Origin of the sequence: Iodobacter sp. CM08 (genome assembly GCF_033446605.1) — a bacterium.
Taxonomy (GTDB): Bacteria; Pseudomonadota; Gammaproteobacteria; order Burkholderiales; family Chitinibacteraceae; genus Iodobacter.
Genome location: NZ_JAWQUO010000004.1, coordinates 150357 through 176403, shown reverse-complemented (window position 1 = coordinate 176403; position 26047 = coordinate 150357). Strand labels below are relative to the sequence as shown.

The following is a 26047-nucleotide window of genomic DNA, read 5'->3' as shown; positions in this document are numbered from 1 at the left end:
AGCATCAAAGGTAGTGCAATCATTTAGCACAGATTAACGACTTAATTTGCCAGAAAGCTGGCAAAATACTGCCATTATAAAAATTAAGCTCCCGCTCAGAACTTGAAATTAGTGGGGATAGTCCCGATATTTAATCAAAGTTGTTTAGCGCCCAAAAACATACCCAATCGGAGATCACGATGGAACACAAACTGCCTGAATTGCCTTACGCACAAGATGCTCTTGCTCCATTTATGTCAGCAGAAACGCTGTCTTATCACTACGGCAAACATCATCAAACCTACATCACCAATTTAAACAATTTAATCAAAGGCACTGATAACGAATCATTGTCGCTTGAAGAAATCGTTAAAAAAGCCCCTGCTGGTGGTTTATTCAACAATGCAGCGCAAGTTTGGAACCACACCTTTTTCTGGCTAGGTTTCAAGCCAAATAGCGACGCTGCTGACCGCGCTCCTACTGGTGATTTAGCTGCGGCGATTGATAGCGTATGGGGCTCGTTTGCTAAGTTTCAAGAAGCTTTCAACGCTTCCGCGGCTGGTAACTTTGGCTCTGGCTGGACATGGCTAGTTAAGAAAGCCGATGGCACACTTGCAATCGTGAACACTTCTGCAGCGGCCACCCCACTGACAACGGCTGACACAGCGCTGTTGACCTGTGATGTGTGGGAACACGCTTACTACATCGACTACCGCAATAGCCGCCCTAACTACCTCACAGGTTTCTGGAAGCTAGTTGACTGGGATGTAGTTGCTGCACGCTTAGCTGCTTAATTAGATTAAAGGGCACGGCATGCCGTGCCGCTACAATAACGTCTGGCGCTTACATACAACAGTATGTGAGCCTAGGCGTTTTTTTATATCGATCAAATGAGCGATCAGCTTATGCTTTCGCACTTAATAGTGACCCTAGCGGATAAACTTAAATGAGATTAAAAGCGGCCAGCCTCTGTCTTAGCCTGATTGTTAGCGCCCATAGCCTTGCGGCCAGTGTGGAAGAAAAACGCTTAGATGCGGCCCAGTCGGCCATGCCACATTTGCTAGCGCCTTTTGAGACGCAAATCAGCAAACTTGGCAGCGGCTTAGCCACGGCAAAAAATAGCCAAGAAGTCGATACACTGTTAATCAGTGCAGGGCAGGCGCTTTGGAGTAATGCCCGCCAGCAAGCACGGCAAACCACAGACGATAGGCCACTTTACTGGGCTCGCCTTGCGATGACTCAGCAAATCCGCGATGGCAAGATTGGCTTTGATGCTGATACGACGCAGCGTAATAGCTGGTTAGCCCTATTTGAGCAAAGCAGCCGTGGCATTCAAGATATCCGCTACACCCATGGAGTAAAACGCATTCTGCTGACGGGATTTGATCCATTTTTACTGGATAGAAACATTAATCAAAGCAACCCATCTGGCCTAGCCGCGCTGCTGCTCGATGGTAAGTTTATAGAAGTGAATGGCCAGCAAGCGCAAATTGAAACCGCAATTGCACCGGTACGCTTTGCCGATTTTGATGCCGGTTTTGTAGAAGATCTACTTACGCCCTATTTTAAATTGCCCGTAGACTTAATCGTCACCGTCAGCATGGGGCGTAAAGATTTTGATTTAGAACGCTATCCAGGCCTGCGCCGCTCGGCTGATTTTCCGGATAATTTGAATATTAAAACCGGCGGCACGCTAAAAAATCCCGTGTTACCCCTGCTAAAGGGATCAACTTTGGCCGGTGCCGAGTTTGTAGAGTTTGGCCTGCCCGCCAAAGCAATGTTAGCCGTGCAACAGCCCTTTAGCGTGCATGACAACTGCATCATCAGCAGCCTGCGCCAAAAAGAGTTTTGCCCAAAGAATTTAGCCGAATTGGCAAAAGAAGTCTCGGTAGAAGGATCGGGCGGCGGCTATTTATCCAATGAGATTTCCTACCGCAGCCTGCGTTTACGCGATCAGCTCGGGGCAAACATCCCAGTTGGCCATATTCATACCCCAGCCATTAAGCAATATGACGCGGATAAAGAAGCAGCGATTGTTCAGCAAATAGAAGTGCTGCTAAAGGCTGCGCTGGCGAAATAGGCGGGTGTAAGGGCGGGCTTAAAACCCGCCCATACCGCGATCTAAAAACGCGTGGGCAAAAACCTCGCCCACCCTACATTAAACCGTTCTACTCTTACGCCCACTGCGGCTAAATGCCGCGGCTTTGACTACGCCGCTTGCCGCAAATGGCGCGGTATAGAGCGTGGACGCGGCAGTTGGCTCGCTGCCATCCAAGGTATAACGCAAAGCCAAGCCTGGAGCGGACACATTCAAAGCGACTAAGCCATCTGTGCATTGCACGCCCGGCAGCGGGATACGGTAGCCATAACCACCTAAAAAGCCATCCAAGCGAGGCAATTCACGTTGGCCTAAGCGATTGGCAAACTGGTTCCAATCGGCATCCATTTTGGCATCACGCTCCGCTTTTTTCGTAATTAAGGTCCAAGCCGGATCAGCCGCCCAAGCACGTTCTGCCAAGGCAATCACCCGTGGCATGGCCAGATACTCAACCCGCGCTTGATTGCGGGTATTTTCGCCCCACAATTGGCCCTGAATCCCCAATACGTTTTGTTTACCTGCTGGCGTTAAACGCTGCATTTGCGCCACTTTGCCCACATCTAATGGCTTGCCCAATAGATCAACCGTGGCCGTAGTGTAAATATCCAAAGGGCAAAACTCATAAGCACCACGCGTTTCAATAAAGCCGCCCCAGTAGTAGCCCGGCTCTTGTGGATCTTTGGCGTAAGACAAATCAAAGTAAAGATTGGTCACGTTCGACAGCACCACCTGATAGCCCGCATTGGCTAATTGGTAAGCAATGTCTTCTTGCCCCCAGCCCCAAATATTGTTCCAGATATAGGTCTGAAATTTAGCCTCAATAAACTCAGGATTGGGGCCATGCTTGCCGTCTTGCTTAGACAGCGCAATTTCTTCCCAGCCGCCAAACACCAGATTATGCTTTTGCAAAATAGTGCGATAACGCGCTAAAAAGTAATTTTGCAGCGCTTGAATCGACTCCATACCCTGCTCTTGCATAAAGGCTTGGCAGATTGGCGAGCCTTCCCACGCGCCATGCGGCACTTCATCCCCGCCAGTGTGCATGGTGGTGAGTGGTGCGCCAGCCTCAGCAAACATGGCTTTCATATCCACCAACACCGTTTCAATAAAGCGGTAGCAAGATTCCTGACCGATACACATCACATTGTCGTGCCAGAGCTGCACCGATTCATACTTGGATTGATCTTTAAAATCATTCAGCAGATATTCTTCTGCCCCCGCCAAATCACCCGCTGCTTTTAAGCGCTCGAAACGCAATTCCATCGCCTTAATCGCGGCGCGGGCATGGCCTGGCACGTCGATTTCTGGGATCACTTCAATATGGCGAGCGGTGGCAAATTGCAAGATCTCGATAAACTCGGCGCGAGTATAAAAACCCGTCCCCGCTGATCCTGCCACTTCAGCACCCGAGCCAAAGCTAGGCAATAAACTGGTTTTTTCGCCCACGCTAAAGCCACGCAAGGAGCCAAGCTCAGTCAGCTCGGGCAAAGATGGAATCTCTAAGCGCCAGCCCTCGTCATCGGTGAGGTGAAAGTGAAATTTATTTAGCTTATACAGCGCCATGCAATCCAGTAAGCGCAGCACCGTTTCTTTGCTCGCAAAATTACGGCCCACATCCAAGTGCATGCCGCGATAAGCAAAGCGTGGTGCGTCCAATACTCGGCCCAATGGCACCGCCAGCTCGACTTGTGGATTCTGGTAGCTATCCACCGGTAGCAACTGGCGCAGCGATTGAATCCCGTTCATCACCCCTGCTGGGCTAGCACCGGTAATGACAATGCCCGCCGCGCTAATTTCTAATAGATATGCCTCTAGCGGCGCGCCACTTTCTGCCACGCTAATCGCGCCAATTTTTAGGGTAATCCCCGTGCCAGTGCTGGCTCTTTGCAGCTCTACCCCACTGACATCCCTCAGCGCTGCACGCAAAAACGCCGCCTCTTTAGCCAAAGGCACGCTGTGCACAATCAAAGTGCGCGCCGTAATCAGAAATTCACCCGTGGCCCAGCTGGCTTCCAAGGGGGTGGGGGTAATCTTGCCCACGGTATGACTTGCGAGCAGGGTGAGCGCTTTATTTTCTTCAAAGCGCAATGCTGACGTCATAATCGGCACTTGATCGCTAAGGCTGCGATTACATTGCTCTGGTCGGCTAAAAGGCACGATCTCTGGATCGCCAATCACTTCGGCTATTTCGTTTTGATAAACGATATAAAAACCCAACGGAGCGTCCGTTTCATTAATCACCCATAGCAAACCTTGATAGCGAATCACCACCGATTCGCCCGCCGCTAAACCTGCAAACTCTACTGAAGGGATAAAACGGGAAAGATCGCCATTCACATGCTCAACGCAAAAACCACCTTGCACGCTTTCCGGCTTAATCTTGCGGCAGCTATTAAAACACAGCGCCCAATCTTGCCCAGTTAACGCCACATCAGAAAGATTAGTAATAGTAAGCTCGGCTAAAAAGTGATCTCCCTCGTAATGATTGGTCAGGCATTCCCACTTTAGCTGCAATTGTGCACCCGCTGGCTGCGTCATCTTGTCTCCCCGTCTCTATGGTTTTTTTAAAAACATCGCACTCAATAGCGCACAAAGAGTTTAGAAGCATTCACCCAGCGAAAACAGCGAGGACTTTGCTTGTATTGCGGAATTGCTAAGGCCAAACAGAGAGCACAAGCAAGCTAAACGCCTGCATTAGCAGGCGCTCCACGCCACTTCATTGCTCCTACTGTCATAAAGGCGCAACAAATAACAAGCGCTTACGTTTAAAACGGGAATATTTACTGGGTAATTGTTACGATCGGATTAATCGCTTACTTACAAGCGTCTCAAAAAAAAGCAAAGTCATTACCTAGGATCAGAGATGAAATTCCCAATCAAAGCCTTAGCGCTCGCGCTAGCGAGCATCAGCTATGTGTCTTTTGCAGTAGCCGAAGACTCACCAAATAAAGTACAACGCGTTGAAGTAACGGGCTCCAGCATTAAGCGCATCGTTAAAGAAGGCGCTTTGCCGGTTCAGCAAATCTCCAAAGAAGAAATTGTTCGATCAGGAGCCACAAATGTTGCTGAATTGCTGCAAAACATACCTGCCATGCAAGGCTTTCAAGTTGCAGCAACCGCGAATGGAACTAACTCAGGTGGTAGCGTATTTGCTTCACTGCACGATATTGGTCAGTCTTATACCTTGGTATTGCTCAATGGCCGCCGTGTAGCTCCACAAGGTTCGGGCAGTACCGTTAACTTAAACGCCATCCCAATGAGTGCGATTGAGCGCATTGAGGTACTTACCGATGGTGCTTCAGCGGTTTATGGCTCAGATGCTATCGCTGGTGTAATTAACTTTATCACCAAGAAAAACATGCAAGGTGGTCAAATTGATGCGAGCTACAATGCACCTCAGCAATCAGGCGGCGGGTCTTCTTGGAATACATCATTAACCTACGGCTTTGGCAATCTGGATGACGATGGCTTTAATGCTTTGATTTCATATCGCCACGACGAACAAACTCCGCTCAAAGCTAAAGATCGTGACTTTGCTAAAACGGCTTATGTGCCAGTGAGCTACAACGGCAATAATTATATTTTTGATAAAACTAGCCCATCCTCTATTGCTGGTAATGCAACGGTTCAATTTAAAGATTCAAAAACCAATCCTAATAAAACATTTAACCCCGCCCTGAAAAAAAACGGCAATTGTGGTGAATTAAACGTACCAAGTTTAACCACTCAAGATGCATGTGGTTTTGACTTTGTAAATACCATTGAAATCTATCCAGAATCAAAACGTGACAGCTTATTTGCTAATACTCAGTTCAAAGTAAACGATAACCTCAAGTTCTTTGGCGATATCGCGCTATCACGCTACGACCTGACCGCTCGTATTGCACCGAATGCTGTATCAATTAATTTTGATAAAACATCGCCTTATTACACCCAATCTATCAAGCCATACCTCACTGCTGCGCAGGATCTAGATGTAAAAAAAGTGGGTGTTACCTACCGTACCTACGATTGGGGCACACGTGATACTCAGACGCTGACAGACTCTAACCACTTTGTTGCTGGCGCCGAAGGGGAATTACTAGGCTGGAGTTGGAATACCGCTTTAACATGGTCCCGCAATGAGCTAGAAGAGCGTTATGTCGGCGGCTATATGAAAGATACGGAATTCCGCGATATGTTAGCAAAAGGATCTTTCGATCCATTCGCGCCGATTGGCTCACAATCTGATGCCACTAAGCAATTAATTAAAAATTCTCTTTTTAATGGCTCCGTTCGCACCGCATCCACCACGCTAAAAGGCATCGATGCCAAAGCTTCTAGTGAAGTATTTACTCTTTCAGGTGGTGCCGCCAGCATTGGGCTGGGAGCGGACTACCGAGATTATCGTTACGAGCAATCCCCTTCTGCTAACGGCAAAATCTATGCCTTTAATGATATCCCTGCTTACGATATGCATCGCGCCACCTATGGCCTATCTGCAGAATTATTGATGCCAATCGTAAGCGATCTTGAAGTAAGCGCGGCATTGCGTTACGACAATATCAATAAAATTGACAATGGTCTTACCGGCAGCACCATGGGCGAAGACATGGCAGCAAGCACCTACAAGCTATCTGCCCGCTATCAGCCAACCAAATCTTTGCTGATTCGAGGCTCGATTGGTACCGGCTTTAAAGCGCCAGATATGCTAGATATTGCACAGCCTTTGGTAGCATTTGGGGTAACTCAAACGAATACTTGTCCATTTCCTAATACTCCATACTGCAAGCCAGCAACGATCTCTGCATACGATATGCTTAAAGGTGGTAATCAAAGCCTAAAACCTGAAGAGTCAGAGCAATACACCATTGGTTTCCGCTTTGAACCAACATCCAACTTCTCATTTGGTGCAGATCTTTGGGATGTAACCATCACTAACCAAGTGTCGGCAGTTAGCCAAGAGCTAGCTTTTAGCGATCCAGCGAAATACGCCAGCTTATTTACGCCTAGCGCAGAAGCAGGTACTGGCGATATGTACTGGGCATTTAAGAGCATGTCCATGAATATTGGCCAATCTCATACTCAAGGTATCGACTGGGATTTCAACGGTAATTACAAGTTTGATTTTGGCACCTTATCAGGCACTTTATCCGGGACTTATCTAATTGATTCATCCTACACTCGTGCAGGTACAGATAACGATTGGACAGATAGCCTAGGCCATACTGGTGAAAACAATGCCGTATCGTTCCGCAATATCATCAAACTAACGACAGCGCTAAAAACAGGTGCATTCAATAATGCGCTTACTATCAGCTTCCGCTCAGGCTATGGTGATACAACCGCATCTGTACGTAATTTAGCCACTGGTAAAAATGAGCTGATTACCTTGGATGTACCAAGCTACACCACCATGGATTGGCAAGGTACTTACAACATCAATAAAGCATTTGAAATTCGTGCGGGTGTTAAAAACATCTTAAATACTGAACCACCAATGAGCTTGCGTACGGGTAATGGCCACCAAAATGGCTACGACCCACGTTACACAGACCCAATGATGCGTTCTTTCTACATGAGTGGTAGCTACAAGTTCTAAAACCACGGCAAACATTTGCCCATATACAAAGCCCAGCCTCAATGCTGGGCTTTGTTACATTTCAAACAAACTCATTGATTAGAGCGCCTTAATGCCTATTAATTAATTCAGAATATATAAATATTAATAAAAACTAACAGTAAGTAAAAGCAAGATAAATGCTTTACTTCGTCAGTCTACCCTGCTAAAAATTCCACATAGTTAGCAATCAGTCGCCGATATTCAAGGCAAATCAGGTCGTTTTTGGGTATCATTACGACTTCCCGAGGCTTTCCAGACAAGATCAAAGACATGGCTGACGTTCTCCAATTGCGCGGCGGTACCGCGCTTTCATCTTTCCGGGTCGAAAAACTGACCGCCGCCCTAGCCACTCATGGCGTCACAGCCCGCATTTATGCTGAGTATTGGCACTTTTGCGAGCTCAGTGCGCCGCTCAGTGATGGCGAGCAGGCTATCCTCAGCAAAATTCTGCATTACGGCGAACCAGCCAAGCCAGAGCTAGCTGCAGGCAGCTTGATTATGGTCTTGCCACGCTTGGGGACAATTTCTCCTTGGTCGTCTAAAGCCACCGATATCGCCCTGCACTGCGGCTTGACCAACATTGCCCGTATCGAACGCGGCATAGTGTTTTATGTCAGCAAGAGTAATGGTGAAGCTTTATCCAACGCCGAGCGCAATCTGCTCTTGCCCCTGATCCACGACCGGATGACTGAGGAAGTTTTCAGTAGCTTAGAAGCAAGCAATGAGCTGTTCCGCCACTTTGAGCCTAAGCCTTTGCTGACTGTGGATATCCTCGGTGGTGGTAAAGCCGCTCTGCTGAAGGCCAATAGCGAATTTGGCCTGGCATTGAGCGATGATGAAATTGATTATCTGGTAGACAACTTTAATAAGCTGGGCCGCAATCCAAGCGATGTTGAGCTAACCATGTTTGCGCAGGCTAATTCTGAGCACTGCCGCCACAAGATTTTTAACGCCGATTTTATTATCGACGGCCAAAAACAAGATTACAGCTTATTTGGCATGATCCGCGAAACGCACAAGGCCGCGCCGGCAGGCACGGTGGTGGCTTATTCGGATAACTCCTCGGTGATTGAAGGCGCAGAAATCGGCCGCTTTTATCCACAGGCAGGCAGTGCTGAATACGCATTCAACACCGAACAAACCCATATTTTGATGAAGGTGGAAACGCATAACCACCCAACCGCTATTTCCCCATTTGCAGGAGCCGCAACTGGCTCGGGTGGTGAGATTCGCGATGAAGGCGCAACCGGCCGTGGCTCTAAGCCTAAAGCCGGTTTGGCTGGCTTTACCGTATCTAACTTAAATATTCCGGGTGCCGAGCAGCCTTGGGAAGATCAGCCTTACGGCAAGCCTGATCGCATTGCTAGCGCGCTGGATATTATGATCGAAGGCCCGATTGGCGCGGCGGCATTTAATAATGAATTTGGCCGCCCAAATATCTGTGGTTACTTCCGTACCTTTGAAGAAGACCTAAACGGCGAGCGCCGTGGCTACCATAAGCCAATCATGATTGCCGGTGGTTTGGGCAATATCAGCGCGCTGCACGTTAAGAAAAACGGCCTGCCAGATGGCTCGCTCCTCATCCAAATTGGCGGCCCCGGCATGTTGATTGGTATGGGCGGCAGCGCGGCCAGCTCGATGGCGACGGGTGATAATGCGGCCAATCTGGATTTTGATTCAGTACAGCGCGGCAACCCAGAAATCCAACGCCGTGCACAAGAAGTGATCGATCGTTGCTGGCAGCTGGGTACAAATAACCCCGTGTTGTCGATTCACGACGTGGGCGCAGGCGGTATTTCTAATGCCTTCCCAGAGCTGGTAAACGATGCGGGCCAAGGCGCGGTGTTTAATCTGCGTAAAGTCAATATCGAAGAAAAAGGCATGGCGCCTAAGGAAATCTGGTCGAACGAAAGCCAAGAACGTTATGTGCTGGCAATTGATCCTAAAGATTTGCTAGCGTTTGAAGCGATTTGCGAGCGCGAGCGCTGCCCCTTTGCCGTGGTAGGCCGTGTCACCGACGAAAAGCAACTGGTACTGGCCGACGATCATTTCGACAACAAGCCTGTCGATATGCCGATGAATGTCTTACTCGGCAAACCACCTAAAATAACGCGCGACGTGAGCCGGATTACGCCTGAGCTGATTGCTTTTGACGCGTCCGACTTGGAGCTAAAAGAAGCCGCTTACCGCGTACTGCGCTTGCCATCGGTTGCCGATAAATCGTTCCTGATTAATATTGGCGATCGCACCGTGGGCGGTTTTACTGCTCGCGACCAGATGGTTGGCCCTTGGCAAGTGCCGGTGGCCGACGTGGCGGTTACCGCGATGGCTTACGATTCCTATCTTGGCGAAGCCATGTCTATGGGCGAGCGCACCCCGTTGGCGCTGATTTCTGGCCCAGCTTCTGGCCGTATGGCGGTGGGTGAAGCGCTGACCAATATTGCCGCTGCACCGATTCGTCAGCTATCCGACGTTAAACTTTCGGCAAACTGGATGGCCCCTGCTGGCCACGCGGGTGAAGACGCTAATCTTTATGACACCGTAGAAGCGGTTGGCTTAGAGCTATGCCGCGAGCTGGGCGTATCGATTCCAGTAGGTAAAGATTCGCTCTCCATGAAAACCGTATGGGATGAAGCGGGCAAGGCAAAGCAAGTCGTTGCACCGCTTTCCTTAGTGATTTCTGCCTTTGCACCGGTTACAGATGTTCGTAAAACACTGACTCCAGAGCTAAAAACCGGAGTAGATACCGATCTGATTCTGATCGACTTGGGCGATGGCAAGTGCCGCCTAGGCGGCTCTGCACTGGCGCAGGTTTACAAGCAAATCGGCAATTCAGCACCCGATATTGTGAATGTTCCGCACCTCAAATCATTCTTTGAAACCGTGCAACAGCTGAATGCAGAAGGCAAGCTCTTGGCCTATCACGATCGCTCTGATGGCGGCCTATTTGCCACGATCAGCGAGATGATGTTTGCCAGCCATGTGGGCGTGACTCTAGAAATTGATGAGCTGTGTATCGAACGTCGTCGTCGTCAACGTCAGCAAGATGAAATCACTGCGGAAGACGTGGTGCGCGATGCCAACGCACGCGTTATGGGCGTGTTATTTAATGAAGAGCTGGGTGCGGTATTGCAGGTCAAACGCTCAGATACCGCCAGCGTGATCGCCGCCTTTGCCAATGTGGATATCCGCTCCGAGCTGCATGTGATTGGCAATACCAACCACGATGACAAACTCAAGATTAAAGCGCGTAACCGCTTAGTGCTTGAAGAATCACGCATTGATCTGCACAAAGCGTGGTCGGAAACCAGCTGGCGCATTCAGCGTCTACGCGACAATCCAGCCGGTGCCGATGCCGAATATGCACGCCTTAGCGATAAGCACGAGAAAGGCTTATTCGCCAAGCTGAGCTTTGATCAAAACATCGACATCGCTGCGCCCTTTATTGCCACCGGCATTCGCCCAAAAATCGCCGTACTGCGTGAGCAGGGTGTAAATGGCCACGTAGAAATGGCCGCCGCCTTTACCCGCGCTGGCTTTACCGCCGTTGACGTGCATATGAGCGATGTCATTTCTGGCCGCGTCCAACTGGCAAACTTCCAGGGCTTGGCCGCCTGCGGTGGCTTTAGCTACGGCGATGTACTGGGCGCTGGCGAAGGTTGGGCTAAATCAATTCTGTTTAATGCTGCAGCCCGCGCGCAGTTTGAAGCCTTCTTTGGCAGAAGCGATACCTTTGGTTTAGGTGTGTGTAATGGCTGCCAGATGATGGCGAATCTCTCCGGCATTATCCCAGGCGCTGAGCACTGGCCTAAATTCACCCGTAACCAAAGCGAGCAGTTTGAAGCACGTTTGGTGATGGCTGAGCTGACAAAATCCCCATCGCTCTTCTTCAGCGAAATGGCTGGCAGCCGTATGCCGGTGGTGATTTCACACGGCGAAGGTTTTGCCAACTTTAGCCAGCAAGGCGATATCAGTAAGGCACTGGTTGCCATGCGCTATGTGGATAGCCACGGTAAAACCACCGAAGCTTACCCAGCTAATCCAAATGGCAGCCCACAGGGGATTGCCGGTGTCACCACCTTGGACGGCCGCTTCAGCATTATGATGCCGCACCCAGAACGCGTATTCCGCACCGTGCAGAACTCATGGCACCCAAGCGATTGGGCGGATGACGGCGCATGGATGCGTATGTTCCGTAATGCCCGTCAGTTTGTTGGCTAAGACTTTTGACTTAAGCAAAAGCCGACCTGATAAGGGTCGGCTTTTTTTCGGCCAATAACCTAGCGCCTGTTGATGTTTCATTCACAATTGCGCTGAGGCGGAAAACGCCAACAGAGCCTAACCCAGCACATCCGCCATCAGCAGAATTTGCCTTGCTACCTCGCCCAGCTTAAGGCCTTGTTTCATGGCTTGGCGGCGCAGGGTGTCATAAGCATCGGCCTCACTTAATTGCCGCTTAACCATCAGCAAACCTTTGGCCTTATCAATGATTTTTCTATCGGCTAATTGCTGCTCAAGTAGGGCGATACGCTGCTGTAATTCTTTATTTTGCGTGTAATGTGCGATCGCTATCGCCATCTGAGCAGTTAGTTCTTCTGCGCCATTAATTACATAGTTATTTACATTTATTTTTATAATATGACTAATTGCTTGCTCATCCTTGCTGCTTGCAAACATTAATTTTGCTTTATCAATAAGATTTAGCTGCTGTAAAAGAGCTTGAGAAGGAGAAAAACAATCAATAATGATTAAATCTGCCTGCCACTTAGCCGCTTCCTCAACCACAGCCGCGCTAGCAGTTAATTCCAGTAAAAGATAAGCCCCACCCAACAAGGCTTGGCGTATTTCTGTGGAAAACTGGGGCTTTTCGTTGATAAGAAGAATGCGCAGCATGATGTGCTCAACGAGGCAGATAGAGTTTTAATTATTAGCAATAATCATGCCGTAATCTGTAGATATAAAATCCATCTCACCACACGGTAAAGCAGCGCCTAGCTTAACGAAAACTTTCACCGCTTTTATTTTCAGCAAAAAACGCTGCAAAATAATTACAAAAAAAATCCATAAATACGCTTTTTACTGACAAAAATAGTAATATTTATGTTTTTTATGCAGTTTACCCTTCAATTCACGCAATGTGATGTAAAAAAGACTCACTATTTTAGTTAGCGCCAAAATGATGCACCGCAAAATAAAGTGATCGTTTACGGTGCACAAATATCGCAGCAAGCCAATAAATATCAGACCTCCATCGTTAGCAAGCCCCTCATGCTAAATAAGTAGCACTGCAATAAATATTTCACCTGATCATGCCAATGAAATATTTTCTTGCTATGGCGAATGAGAATAAATATCATTCTTCACCTTCGAAAGGAAGGATTACCTTATGACTCGCACCCTTGCATCGTTGCTGCTGGCATTTATTTGCAGTAGCACCCACGCCTACAAAGTAGGGGATTCAGTCGACCCCACCGTGCTAAACAAGCTAGGCGTAGACCACGGCAAAATAACCGTGGTGGATTTCTTTGCTGAGTGGTGCAGCTCATGCCGTAAAGAGATCCCGCTGATTTCGGCACTCAACAGCCGTATCGATAAAAAAGCAGTAGAAATCATGGGCGTGGACGCCGACGATACTCTCGCCGCCGCAAGCGCTTTTCAAAAAGAATTACAGGCCAAGGGCGCACTGAATTTCCGGGTAAGCAACGATATCGACCAAAGCCTAGTACGCCTGTTTAAGCCCAAAGGCTTTCCGGCACTTTATCTACTGAAAGACGGCAAGGTAGCCAGCATTCACTTTGGTGCAATGCCCGATATTGACCAGATCATCGAAACCGATCTGCAAAAACTGGGGAATTAAGATGCGCCTGATTATTTTAGCTGCCGCCATGCTAAGCGCCTGCACCACCGTGCAGCCTTGGGAAAAAGCCCGCCTAGCCAAAGAAACCATGAAGCCGGGCGGCCCTGTGCCTGCGCTGGCAAAAATTGATAGCCACGTTTACACATCCAAAGAAGCCATCAAGGGCGGAACAGGTGTAGGAGGAGGCGGCTGCGGCTGCAATTAATCCATGAAAAAACACTCCATTCCCTTACTCGCCGCCCTGCTCGCTCCTTGGGCCGTGGCAGAAAACAGCGTTTCTTTCCAAGCCACTCAGTACCAAGAAGCAGATGATCGCATCGGCGTAAAAATGGCTGAAGTCGCCATTGAAAAAGACTTTGGCACCGATTACACACTGAAACTGGATTTTGGCTACGACGCTATTTCTGGCGCAACGCCAATGTGGGTGGCCAAGCCAGGCCATGCCAATGAATGGGTAGAGGGCAAGGCCCACGTTGCGGATGAAGTCAGAAACTCGCAATCCGCCAGCTTGGTAATTCGTGATGAAACACGTAATGAATACACGCTAGGGATTGCCCGCTCAGTCGAGCCTGATTTTAGCAGCTACGAGCTATCCGGCCAGGCCCAGCTCTGGCACGACGAGCTGCATAATCGCTCTTACACCATTGGCCTTGGGCTGATGCAAAACACCTCAGTGGCTACTGCCTATACCAATAACGCTCAGGATGAAGACAGCAAAGTTATCAACTTTCAGGTCGGAATTAATCAGGTGTTAGATGCCAGCAGTACGCTAGAAGCAAGCCTGTATACCGGCAAAGACAGTGGCTACTTAAGCAATCATTACCTAAAAATTGTGCGTAGCGATTTATTAAACCAGCACACACTGACATCAGAGCTGCGCCCCGATCAGCGCAGCAGCGGCGGTTTGGCTTTGCGTTGGGTTAAAAACTGGAACGCCACCTTTACCAGCAATGCTTGGTATCGCTTTTACAGCGACGACTGGGGCATCAGCGGCCACACCGCCGAAATCAAGGTTTATGCCGATCTAAACGAGGCATGGCGCACCCACCTGGGGCTGCGTGCCTACACCCAAACTGCCGCTGATTTTTACCGCGGCTATCGTGATACGCAAAACACATTTGCAGCGACAGGCTTAGGCTCAAACGATGCAAGACTGGGTAATTTTAATGCCCAAACTTATCAGCTGGGCGTGCAATACCGCGCCTCGCACGATTGGTCTTTTAATGCCAGTGCCAGCCTGTATAAGCAAAGCAACGGCTTTGAAGCCACCACGCTGACTACGGGCTTAACTTACAGTTATTGATCTTAAGGGCACGGCATGCCGTGCCCCTACATGTGTTTTGTCGTTTGTAGGATGGGCGAGTTTTTTGCCCTGGATGCACTGCGTGGGCACTTGCCCACCCTACACCTCTAAATTGGGTTCCATCCGCCATGTATCACCGTTTTATAAGCATCTCAGAGGAGGAGCGCCATGATTAAACATCGTTTTTCAGCTATGACCACAGAGTGTGAGCTGATGTTTTATGACGCCTCTGAGTCACAGGCAAAGCAGTTGGCGAATGCCATTGAGACACGCGTAGCGGAGCTGGTACAGCGCTATAACTTTCATTCAGATGACTCTTTGCTTAACAATACCATCAACAATCGTGAAAAGCAAAGCATCTTGCTAGACCAAGAATTACTCGCCATTTTGCAGCGGGTCAGGCAACACAGTGCATCTGGTGCATTTGATATCACCGTTGGCAGCTATAGCAAGGCGATGCGGCTAGCCCAATCTCGCAGCGAGGCCGATGCCATCCGTCACGAGGCCAGCAGCTATGTGGGAATCACGGCATGGCAAATTGATGGCAATACTTTGCAATTTAATCACCCGCAAACCCAGTTTGATTTAGGTGGCGTGATTAAAGAATTTGCCGTTGACGAGGCCGCCAGCCTCGTACGGGCAGCGGGGCTGCACTCTGCGCTGATCAATTTTGGCGGGGATATGGCGGCCATCGGCAAAAAGCCTGATGGATCACGCTTTATTGCAGCAATCCCCAATCCGCTCGCCAGCGAGCAACTGCTGTTTGGTATGGACTTAGAAAACCAAGCCTTAACCACCTCCGCGCATTACGCCCGCCGCAATCAATGGAGCGATGGCGATGTATCGCATGTGGTTAACGCTGCCAGCGATGCGGCTTATATCTCGGCCAGCGTGGTTTCAGCCAGCGCCTTACTCAGCGGCATTTACAGCACTTCGTTATTAGTAGACAGCCACACCCGCCTGCCAGCAGGAGCCCATGCCGTAGTGGTAGACCGGCAAGGACAGCTGCATTCGCTGACGGGAGAGTAATACTTAGTGTGAGCTAAACCTTGAACCACAGAGAACACGAAGAGCACAGAGTTCCACAGAGGGAAATGTAACGACGCAGGTGCTTCTTAGTTAACACCAAACACTTTGCAAATCACATTTCAGCTCATTTTTTAGCTTTTTAATCAAGCTACCAAACAAAAAACAAGCCTGTTTTCTCTGTGAAACGCTGTGGCCCTCTGTGTTCTCTGTGTTCTCTGTGTTCTCTGTGTTCTCTGTGTTCTCTGTGTTCTCTGTGTTCTCTGTGTTCTCTGTGGTTCAAGGTTTAGCTCAGCAAGACGATTCGCGGACATGCACTCCGTACCCCTGACAATATATAAATGAGAACAATCATGCGCTTTCAAACCACGCTTCTTTCTTCCTTAATTGCTGCGGCTTTAAGCGCTTGCGGGGGCGGCAATTCGGGGGATGCTCCGGGGGACACGTCCAACCATAGCGGCCAAATCAATACGAATTACCAAGTCAGCTGCCTAGACAGCAATCTAAACTGGCAATGTGATGAGGGCGATTCGGCCATCGTGTATTCAGCCGATAGCAGCACGCTTAAACCCGATGCCCGCCAGTTTGTGCTATTTGAAGAGCGCGATGTGCAAAACAAACGCCTCAGCTTACTGATTTCTGAAGCTGGCAAAAACACCGCCAACGGCCAGAGCACGCTCAAAACACTACTGGGTAATGGCTGGAATGAAAACCTAGCTAAGCTTGCCAATGGCGAGCTGGAAACAGGCTTTGCCAAAGCCATCGCCAATTATCCACTCGCCCTTGCCGCGCTACAAAACCAAGCACTCGCGATTAAGGCGCAAGGCATTGCTCAGCCAGTGGTAACGCTGCCTAAAACCAGCATCAGCAGTACAGCCGATGTAGCGAGCTGGCAAGGTGGCGTGGATGAAACCCGCCAACTCGTCAGCCGTGGCAGCGTTGTGCTGAGCAATACCGATAGCAATCGCGTCTATTTATTTGATGCGGCCCTAGCAGGCAGCAGCAAGGAAATCGATCTGATTCCCGCACTAGACGCCAGCTTAAGCGCTGCCGGAACTTGGATTCGAGGCGCTTTAGAAAAAACGGTTGCTACCCTCTTGATGGTCGATACCGTTTCTGCAGCGTCCACCGTCACCGGCCCGCCATCCACAGAAAAACCACTGCCCCTGCCCGCAGGTAAGGGCTTGGCAGGCGTTGCCCTACTCAAAGATGGCAAGGAAGCACTGCTGCTTATCAAAAATGGTAAGGCAGAAAGCAGCAACAGCCGTGTCTGCGATACCAGCGGTAGCGAAGGCGTGTTTCAGGTATCGCTCGATCCTGCCCTGAGCAGTGCCAGCTATCGCAACTTAGCCCTCAGCCCACGCTGCCTGCATAAAGGCTTTAGCCTCATTGCCGCCAATGACGGACAAACTGTCGCTTGGGATGATCAATCCAATACGCTATGGCAGCTTGATCCTAAAACCCTGCAATCCATACGCCAGTTGCCACTCAAGCTAAGCGGCGCACAGGCCATTGCGCTAGCTGGCCGCTTTGCTGCCATTGCCGCCTATGGGCAGGTCAGTATTGTGGATTTACAAAAAGGCCAAGTGCTTAGCCATTTAAGTGGCGATTGGAGCAATGTCGCCGCGCTGAGCTTTGCAGCAGGCCAGCGCCGCCTCTTAATCGCCAGCGGTAAAACAGTGACCACGCTCGCCCTGGATAAAGCCATGCAAAGCAGCGCACGCAGCAGCCAGCTATTTACTGATGAGCTACGTGACCTAGCCGTGAGCATGGATGGCGATAGCTATGCTGTCGCCAGCGATAAAACCGTGTACTGGCGCAGCGTTGAAGGCAATCTAAGCTTAGGCAGCAGCGATCTGGCCACCGGTTTATCGGTGAAGCGCATAACGCTCGCAGCAGGCAATGCCCTGCTACTGAGCCAAGGCGCACAAGACCTAAAATACCGCCTGCATCGCCTGTCTTTCAATGGGATGGCGATTAAATAATTGCCGCTAAAAACGCTTAGGGTGGGCACGTCTTTGTGCCCACATATATCACGCGTGGGCATAAAAACATGCCCACCCTAATGATTGAAAGGTTTTGCAATGAAAATTCAGCACTCACTGGCGTTAACAATATCCACCCTGCTGCTCAGTGCATGCGGTGGTGGCGATAATCAAGCCGATGCCACCAGCAGCAATACCGCGATCAATGCGGGCAGCAGCACACCAATCACCCAAGCACAAATTGAGGTATCAGGCCGCGTACTGAATGTGGGCTATGTAAACGGTGCGCAGGTTTGCTTTGATAGCAATGATAATAATCTGTGCGATAGCAAGGAGCCACAAACCCTCAGCGACGCTCAAGGCCGCTACAGCCTGCAAGTGCCTAGTGATCTACGCGGCACCCACCTGCTGGCCGTGCTTAGCGCTAAAAGCAGCGATACGGGCTACCCAAGCAACACGCTCTTTGCTCAGGGCTGGACCCTCGCCATGCCTTTGGAATATGAAGCAGGCAGCAGTAAGGTGAATGCCAATTTAAGCTTACTCAGCAGCACCTACCATATGCGCTTAATGAGTAATGGCCGTAATCGCTTAAGCAACAAAAACAATGTCTTGCTACGCGCAGGCAAAACCGACGATTACAGCGTGGCCGCTGATTTTGACTATGTGGCAGCGCCCGTGCTGGGCTTAGATACTCGCCTAAAAAGCCTGAGCGATTACTTAGCCACCCGTGCCGCTGCCGATAAAAAGCCCGCCAGCCTGATCGATACCGCAGCCGTGCTAGCGGCTTGGTACAACAGCTATAACGTGACCACAACGCCTGTGATGGATATCGCCAAAGTAAAAAGCGCCGATATCACCACCAGCCTTGATAACTACAGCTATCGCTATTTCCATACGCAAAACAAAATGAGCGAAGAGCTGCGTAATGGCATTATCGATAATGCGGGCTTTATTCGTAGCAAGAACCAAATCACCCAGCTCACCTCAGGTGGGATCAAGCTGGCAAACGGGGCGTTTTGGCAAATCAATGAGCAATGGAATCAAGGCGTATGGAGCAGCGTCAGCTACCCAGATGCAGATAGCCTAACGCTAGATAGCAAGGGCAATACCGCGCTCTTTGCCGGTAAAGAAGCATTACAGGCCCGCAGCATCAACGCACTAGATGGCAATATGCTCAGCTATCAAATGCCAGTTTCTGGTGTTCGCTACCAGATGGAAGTCAGCGCGGATGTGTTTAATAACTATCAAATCCATGATTGGTACGGCCCTCAGCTAGGCGAAAAAGCCTACACCAGCCTGCCGCTGCCTAGCACCAAGCCAACCGCCTGCGGCGTGATTCCTGCAACGGCCACCACGCCTAGTCAATGGTTCAACGCTTGCCGAGCCTTCTTTATGGATGAATACATTGCTGCCAAAGGGGGCATTAAAGCAGTGCAAGACCCAGCGGCTAAAAGCTTGTTTTTTGACCTGACGCTGAAAGACGCACTGTATAAATGGCCTTTAGCGCATCCACTCATTAACGATTGCACAGCGGCCAATCGCCAAAGCCTAAACATTGCAGGCCAAAGCACTTGCAATGCGCTAGCCATGAATAGCCAAGCCGATTTATTCAAAGCAGAAGGCGTGCAAATTGAATCGTGGGCCAAGCTGGATGCCAGCGGCGCGCCGCGTAAGCTTAAGCTGCAACTCAAAGCCGATGGCAGCGCCACGCTGGTCGGTATTGCCGCCACTACCGTTGCCAGCTATGCCACCGCCGATATCACTGAGATTAGCGAAGAATTAAGCTGGAAAAAATCCCCAGCCAATCCAAATGTCATCCTATTGCAATGGCCCCCCCTCGTAGCTGGCCAGCCTAACCGAGCACTGCCTGGCCACTTTGCAGCGGCTGATTTCTCACTCAATCCTGCAACAGCAGCTGCGCCAAACTTTCGCAACCTAGCTATTTTGGTGCAAGATGGTGCCTTAATCACCGGCCAGTATTACGGCGCAGGCTTTACCGTCAGCGAGCGTTATTTAAACAAACGCGCACTAGAAACCGGTATCCCCGCACTGCAATACGTGGTGGATAAGCTTTATAGCGTAGCGGGATATCGTTAACAACGCGGCGTGGGCAAGATCAAGTATCTTGCTCACCCATGAAATTGTAGGGTGGGCACGCTTTTGTGCCCTCGCGTGAGCAAGCGCCGCCGCGTGGGCACGGGTGCCCACCCTATATTCTCAAACAAAGAGACCTTATGTTAAGCACCACCAATCTTCAAAAAACGCTCGGATGGGTATGTGCCCACGCCTATCAAAAGCTACGCCGCCTTGGCACGACAGATCTTATTGGTATGGCACTCTGCACCGCACTCTTTGCAGGCACTGCTTTTGCTGAAGAGCCCAGCTTTTTAGAGCCAGAACAAGCGCTAAAAATGACGGCAAAAGCAAAAGACCATCAAACGGTGGAAGTGCGCTTTGCAATTGCTGAGGGCTACTATCTATATAAAAACAAGGTCAAGATTTCTGCCGACCAAGGTGTAGAGCTAGCCATAGGCGAATTTCCACCCTCTTTAAGTCACGATGACCCAAATTTTGGCAAGGTAGAAACCTACCGCCAGCAAGTGGTATTGCCGGTTAATATCAAAAATGCCACTAGCTCCTCATTTAAGCTCACCGTGATCTCGCAAGGCTGCGCCGATGCGGGCCTCTGCTATCCACCGATTACCCAAATAGCCAATATCAAGCTACCTGCAGCCATGAGTGTGGCTGCAAGCCCCAAGCCCAGCACCACAGTCAGCCCAGCCGCTATTGCAATCAGCCCACCGGTCGCTGTTGCAGCGGCTGCATCTCCAGTTAGCGACGCGCTAGATATCAAACCAGCAAATAACAAGCTGCTGGCCGAGCTAAGTGAAGCCCCCGCCTTTGCTACGCAAGCCGCCTCCGCCCCAGCGGCCAGCAATACCGATTCAATCAATAGCCTCTTAGGCAGCGGTAATTTGGCGCTGATTCTGATCAGCTTTTTTGGCTTTGGCCTGCTGCTGGCGCTCACCCCCTGCGTGTTTCCAATGATGCCAATTTTGTCCGGCATTATTGTGGGCCACGGCGATAAAATCAGTAAAAAACGGGCGCTTATTTTATCCATCGCCTATGTGCTAGGCATGGCCATCAGCTACGCCCTTGCCGGTGTGGCGGCGGGCTTATCCGGCTCCCTGCTCTCTGCGGCCTTACAAAATGCGTGGGTGCTGGGCAGCTTTGCCATGGTGTTTGTACTGCTGTCGCTTTCTATGTTTGGCTTTTACGAGCTACAACTGCCAGCCAGCCTACAAAGCAAATTATCTAATAGCGCCAATCAGCAAAAAGGCGGCTCGCTAACCGGCGTGATGATTATGGGGGCTTTATCTGCCCTGATCGTTGGGCCTTGCGTTGCTGCTCCGCTAGCGGGTGCGCTGCTCTATATTGCCCAAACACACAATGCCCTCTTGGGTGGCGTGGCGCTGTTTGTGATGGCGCTAGGCATGGGCGTGCCCTTGATTATTGTGGGCTGCGCCGCCTCTGCCCTGCCACGTGCGGGCGGCTGGATGGAAGGCATCAAAAAAGTATTTGGTGTGCTGCTACTGGCTGTAGCGATCTGGCTAGTCTCACCGGTGCTGCCTACGCTATTTGCCATGCTGGCATGGGCCATGCTGCTGATTATCTCGGCGGTATTTTTGCACGCACTTGATCCGCTGCCTCCCCACACAGCGGGCTGGCCACGCTTTTGTAAAGGCCTTGGCGTAATTGCCTTATTAGCTGGATCGGCCTTGCTGATCGGCGCACTCAGCGGCAGCCGTGATCCACTGCAACCCCTGCAGGGTTTGCAAAGCGCCCAAGCCGCCACAGCGCATGTCCAGTTTGAACGCGTCAGCTCCGTAGCCGATTTAGAAAGCAAGCTGGCGGCCAGTAATCAACCCGTCATGCTGGATTTCTACGCCGACTGGTGCGTGTCGTGCAAGGAAATGGAAAAGCTTACTTTTACTGACGCCGCTGTCGCAGCAAAAATGGGCAAAATGCGCCTGCTGCAAGCCAATGTCACCGCCAATACCGAGGCAGACAAAGCGCTGTTAAAACGCTTCAAACTGTTTGGCCCACCGGGGATTATTTTCTTTAATGCCAAGGGGGCCGAGCAGTTTTCCAGCATAGGCTTTCAAAATGCTGAAGCCTTTAACGCCGTGCTGGATAAAGCGCTTAAGTAAGAGATACGCACAAAGGCTATTTATCCGCGAAAAAACCAATCAAATAGGGATGATCTCTGGCGGCTTGTTACCATGCTGAGTCAATTTTCTGCTTAATACGCATTGGGCTTTAAATCCAATTAAGTAGCAAATAATCAGTTTTCACGGCTCAATCTTATCAAGCTAAGCCAAGCGTGTAGGGCGGGATTTAATCCCTTTTTCTCTGTGAAAATCTGTGTTCTCTGTGGTTCAAGATTTGGGTTTTTGCTGCGTAACCTCAGTGAGTAAGGTGGGCACAATTTTGTGCCCACGCAAATTCAGCGACCTTGCCACGTGGGCAGCAATCAGTGGCTAATGTGTGCAAGTGGGGTGGCTAGGCTTGCATGTACTTTGCTCACCACCGCCTGTGCATCGGCCGCTGAAGCAAGGCCGGTTAATTGCACACGATGCTGGCCGCGCACGCTGCGAATCTTCACCGGATAACCCGCCGCTTGTAAGCGATCAAACAAGGCTAAAGCCTGCCCCACCTTGGCGTACTTGCCCCACACAATCCGCCAACCGCCTTTTTCAATCAGCGCCCCTTTTTGCCCCTCGATTTCTGTTTCTGCTGACCATAACTTAAGTTTTTCAGGGTCTACCGCGCCCACAGGCAAGGGCTCGCCTTGCAGTGGCGCTACGTAAAAGCTTAAAGGCTGATTTAATTCCACCTGTGGATAGCCCTCGGCCCCTACCGCTATTTTTCCTTCTAGCAAGCAAACCACATTTTTATCCACATCCGCCTTGCCCCATAAATCTGTACCGCGTATCCCTGCTGTTACGGTAGAGACACTCACATTGACTTCGCGCTTCGCCGCTTTGCTCAATGCATTGGTGGTAAATCTAAAAGCCCCCGCCACCACTTTTAGCGCGGCCTTAAACACGCTGCCATTTTTGCCATCGGCCTCATTAATCTGATCGACTTGCATGTTTACATTTTCACCAAGCTTTACTCGGCTGCCTTCAGGTAGTTGCAAATAAACTCTGGCCCCCGCACCCGTCATAATTTTATCCGCCGATAACAGCAGCATATTGGGAGCCAACGGTTTTTTCTGCCCCGCCCGCTCTAACCATGCAGGCAATTGCACCGATTCCACTCGAGCAGGCTCAGCATAAGCAAAAGAGCTGAGGAGTAAGCCAAATATTATCGCTAAGCGCATATCAACATCCTTATGAAGCCCGAAATACAAACATTCGGGATATAATCATCGGCTTTGTGAAAGTACAACTGGATTCTTAGGCATGATCGAGCTCTATACACCGTCTACCATCGAAGCTGCAGCCCAGCAGCAGTGGGAAAAAAATCAGGTTTTTGCGGCCATCGAAAAGGCCGGTCAGCCTAAATACTACTGCCTATCCATGTTCCCTTACCCAAGTGGCAAGCTGCACATGGGTCATGTGCGTAACTACACCATAGGCGATGTACTCTCACGCTTCCATCATCTCAATGGTTTTAATGTAATGCAGCCTATGGGCTGGGACGCTTTTGGCTTACCTGCCGAAAACGCCGCGATGAAAAACAACGTCGCCCCCGCCATTTGGACGGATTCCAATATCGAATATATGAAGACCCAGCTTAAATCGCTGGGCTTGGCTGTAGATTGGGGCAGAGAAATCGCCACCTGCAAGCCAGATTACTATCGCTGGGAACAATGGCTGTTTACCCGCCTGTTTGAAAAAGGCGTGATTTACAAGAAAAATGGCTCGGTGAACTGGGATCCGGTCGATCAAACCGTGCTGGCGAATGAGCAAGTCGTAGATGGGCGCGGCTGGCGCTCCGGCGCTGTGGTTGAAAAGCGCGAAATCCCGATGTATTACTTCAAGATCACCGATTACGCCGAGCAACTGTTGCAAGATTTGGATCAGCTGGATGGCTGGCCAGAGCAAGTTAAAACCATGCAGCGCAATTGGATTGGTAAATCGCGCGGCATGGATGTCACCTTCCCGTTGGCAGTGGCTTCCAACGATATTGATGCGCTCACCGTTTACACCACCCGCCCCGATACCCTAATGGGTGCAACTTACGTAGCCGTTGCCGCCGAGCACCCGCTGGCAACATCCGCCGCTCTTGGCAATGCCGACTTGCAAGCCTTTATTACCGAATGCAAAAGCGGCTCCGTGGCCGAAGCCGATATGGCAACCATGGAAAAGAAAGGCATGGATTCCGGCCATAAAGTACGCCACCCACTGACGGGCGATTTGCTGCCGGTTTGGGTGGCCAACTATGTGCTGATGAACTACGGCACCGGCGCAGTGATGGCCGTGCCTGCGCACGACGAGCGTGATTTTGCCTTTGCCCACAAATACAATCTGCCCATTAACGCCGTGATTGAAACCTCGGCTGGCCGTGATGTGGCAGCGCCTTGGCAAGATGCCTACGGCGAGCACGGCATCTTGTTTAATTCTGGCGAGTTTGATGGCCTGAACTTTGAACAAGCTTACGATGCAATGGCGGCTAAATTATCCGCGCAAAATGCCGGTGCGCCCAAAACGCAATACCGTCTGCGTGACTGGGGTATTAGCCGTCAACGCTACTGGGGCTGCCCTATCCCTATCATTCACTGCCAAACGTGTGGTGATGTGCCAGTGCCAGAGCAAGACCTACCCGTTGTACTGCCAACTGATGTGATTCCAGATGGCGCAGGCTCGCCTTTAGCGCGCATGCCAAGTTTTTATGAAACCACCTGCCCTAAGTGCGATGCCGCAGCCAAACGCGAAACCGATACCATGGATACCTTTGTGGAATCGTCGTGGTACTACGCGCGCTACGCTTCACCAAAATGCGAAACCGGCCTAGTAGACAAAGCCGCATCGGATCATTGGCTGCCGGTTGATCAATATATTGGCGGGATTGAGCACGCTATTTTGCATTTGTTATACGCACGTTTCTTCCACAAGCTAATGCGCGATGAAGGCTTGGTATCTGGCGATGAGCCATTTAAAAAGCTGCTCACCCAAGGCATGGTGGTGTGCGAAACCTTCTACCGCGATATGGATAACGGCGGCAAAGACTGGATTAACTTTGCTGATGTAGAAATCGAGCGCGATGCCAAGGGCAAAATGATCTCTGCCACCAGCAAGGCCGATGGCCTACCGGTGATGGTGGCGGGCGTTGAAAAAATGTCTAAATCCAAAAACAACGGCGTTGATCCGCAAGAGCTGATCGAGCAATTTGGCGCAGACACCGCCCGCCTATTTATGATGTTTGCCTCCCCACCAGAGCAATCTTTGGAATGGTCGGATGCCGGTGCAGAAGGCGCGTATCGCTTCTTAAAACGCTTCTGGAAGCTGTCTTTTGACCATGTCAGTGGTGGCGTTGTAGCGAAATTTGTGAGCGGGGAACTCTCCAAGGAGCAAAAAGCCTTACGCTTTGCCTTGCATACCGCCATTGCTAAAGTGAGCGATGACTACAGCCGCCGTCAGCAATTTAATACCGTGATTGCTGCAGTCATGGAGCTGCTGAATACTTACTCCGCCATGGCAGTGAAAGGCCAGTTGGCCGATGATACAGGCCGTGCGCTGGCACAAGAAGTACTCGAAGCCGCCACCATTATGCTCTCGCCTATCGTGCCGCATATTTGCGAATCGATCTGGAGCGAGCTAGTGCCTGGCACCGTGCTGCTGAAACAAAGCTGGCCAGTAGCGGACAAAATCGCCATGGTGCAGGATGAAGTTGAGCTAATGATTCAAGTAAACGGCAAGCTGCGCGGCAGTATTTTAGTGGCTAAAGATCTGCCTAAAGCAGAGATCGAAGCACTTGCGCTGGCGCATGAGCACGTACAGAAGTTTGTAACCAGCACACCGAAGAAAATCATCGTCGTGCCTGGGCGTTTAGTGAGTATTGTGGTTTAAGTTGCCACAACCGTGGGTGCTTACCAATAGATAAGCACCCACTGGCTCTTTGATAGAGAAACCGAGTGGGCAGGCCTTGCCTATGCGTAATAACAACTACAGCGTAATCACCACGCGTG

At 50.3% G+C, this 26047-nt stretch carries 15 protein-coding genes; 12 read left to right on the top strand and 3 right to left on the bottom strand.

Going from position 1 to position 26047, the window contains the following annotated elements; translation table 11 throughout:
* Window positions 1-179 precede the first annotated feature (179 nt).
* Both R6242_RS03510 and R6242_RS03505 read left to right on the top strand, forming a co-directional pair.
* Window positions 180-773 (top strand): superoxide dismutase, encoded by a 594-nt coding sequence (locus tag R6242_RS03510; protein ID WP_318423782.1) that lies wholly within the window; start codon window positions 180-182, stop codon window positions 771-773.
* 152 nt (window positions 774-925) lie between these two features.
* Entirely contained in the window at window positions 926-2059 is a 1134-nt protein-coding gene (locus R6242_RS03505; RefSeq protein WP_318423780.1) for a hypothetical protein, read from the top strand.
* A 78-nt stretch (window positions 2060-2137) separates the two neighbouring features.
* On the opposite strand, the gene R6242_RS03500 is transcribed toward R6242_RS03505, so the two are convergent.
* Entirely contained in the window at window positions 2138-4615 is a 2478-nt protein-coding gene (locus R6242_RS03500; RefSeq protein ID WP_318423777.1) for a family 20 glycosylhydrolase, read from the bottom strand.
* Window positions 4616-4940: 325 nt separating this feature from the next.
* Here R6242_RS03500 and R6242_RS03495 point away from each other — a divergent pair, with 325 nt between their 5' ends.
* The gene (locus tag R6242_RS03495; protein ID WP_318423775.1) at window positions 4941-7658 is read left to right on the top strand and encodes a TonB-dependent receptor; all 2718 of its coding nucleotides are present in this window, start codon (window positions 4941-4943) and stop codon (window positions 7656-7658) included.
* Window positions 7659-7949: 291 nt separating this feature from the next.
* Window positions 7950-11900 carry a phosphoribosylformylglycinamidine synthase gene (gene purL, locus R6242_RS03490; protein WP_318423771.1) on the top strand — a complete coding sequence of 1317 codons (3951 nt, stop codon included), beginning with the start codon at window positions 7950-7952 and terminating at the stop codon, window positions 11898-11900.
* A 117-nt stretch (window positions 11901-12017) separates the two neighbouring features.
* Here purL and R6242_RS03485 read toward each other — a convergent pair whose 3' ends face one another.
* Window positions 12018-12572 (bottom strand): ANTAR domain-containing response regulator, encoded by a 555-nt coding sequence (locus R6242_RS03485; protein WP_318423768.1) that lies wholly within the window; start codon window positions 12570-12572, stop codon window positions 12018-12020.
* A 493-nt stretch (window positions 12573-13065) separates the two neighbouring features.
* Between R6242_RS03485 and R6242_RS03480 the strand changes: the two genes are divergently transcribed.
* The 7 genes from R6242_RS03480 to dsbD all read left to right on the top strand — a co-directional run bounded on the left by R6242_RS03480 (window position 13066) and on the right by dsbD (window position 22061).
* Window positions 13066-13536 (top strand): TlpA family protein disulfide reductase, encoded by a 471-nt coding sequence (locus R6242_RS03480; protein ID WP_293932729.1) that lies wholly within the window; start codon window positions 13066-13068, stop codon window positions 13534-13536.
* Between the two features lies 1 nt (window position 13537).
* Window positions 13538-13741 (top strand): DUF4266 domain-containing protein, encoded by a 204-nt coding sequence (locus R6242_RS03475; RefSeq protein ID WP_318423763.1) that lies wholly within the window; start codon window positions 13538-13540, stop codon window positions 13739-13741.
* Between the two features lie 3 nt (window positions 13742-13744).
* A complete protein-coding gene (locus tag R6242_RS03470) occupies window positions 13745-14839 on the top strand; it encodes a DUF3570 domain-containing protein (RefSeq protein ID WP_318423761.1) in 1095 nt (364 codons plus the stop codon).
* A gap of 168 nt (window positions 14840-15007) precedes the next feature.
* Window positions 15008-15868, top strand: a complete 861-nt coding sequence (locus tag R6242_RS03465) for an FAD:protein FMN transferase (RefSeq protein WP_318423759.1) — start codon at window positions 15008-15010, stop codon at window positions 15866-15868.
* Between the two features lie 350 nt (window positions 15869-16218).
* Entirely contained in the window at window positions 16219-17850 is a 1632-nt protein-coding gene (locus R6242_RS03460; RefSeq protein ID WP_318423756.1) for a hypothetical protein, read from the top strand.
* A gap of 99 nt (window positions 17851-17949) precedes the next feature.
* The gene (locus tag R6242_RS03455; protein WP_318423753.1) at window positions 17950-19947 is read left to right on the top strand and encodes a hypothetical protein; all 1998 of its coding nucleotides are present in this window, start codon (window positions 17950-17952) and stop codon (window positions 19945-19947) included.
* 137 nt (window positions 19948-20084) lie between these two features.
* On the top strand, window positions 20085-22061 hold the full coding sequence (gene dsbD / locus R6242_RS03450) for a protein-disulfide reductase DsbD (RefSeq protein ID WP_318423749.1): 1977 nt from the start codon (window positions 20085-20087) through the stop codon (window positions 22059-22061).
* A gap of 323 nt (window positions 22062-22384) precedes the next feature.
* Here the strand turns inward: dsbD and R6242_RS03445 are convergent, their stop codons facing one another.
* On the bottom strand, window positions 22385-23236 hold the full coding sequence (locus R6242_RS03445) for a FecR domain-containing protein (RefSeq protein WP_318423745.1): 852 nt from the start codon (window positions 23234-23236) through the stop codon (window positions 22385-22387).
* Between the two features lie 82 nt (window positions 23237-23318).
* On the opposite strand from R6242_RS03445, the gene leuS reads away from it, so the two are divergent.
* Window positions 23319-25928, top strand: a complete 2610-nt coding sequence (gene leuS / locus R6242_RS03440; RefSeq protein ID WP_318423742.1) for a leucine--tRNA ligase — start codon at window positions 23319-23321, stop codon at window positions 25926-25928.
* Window positions 25929-26047 lie beyond the last annotated feature (119 nt).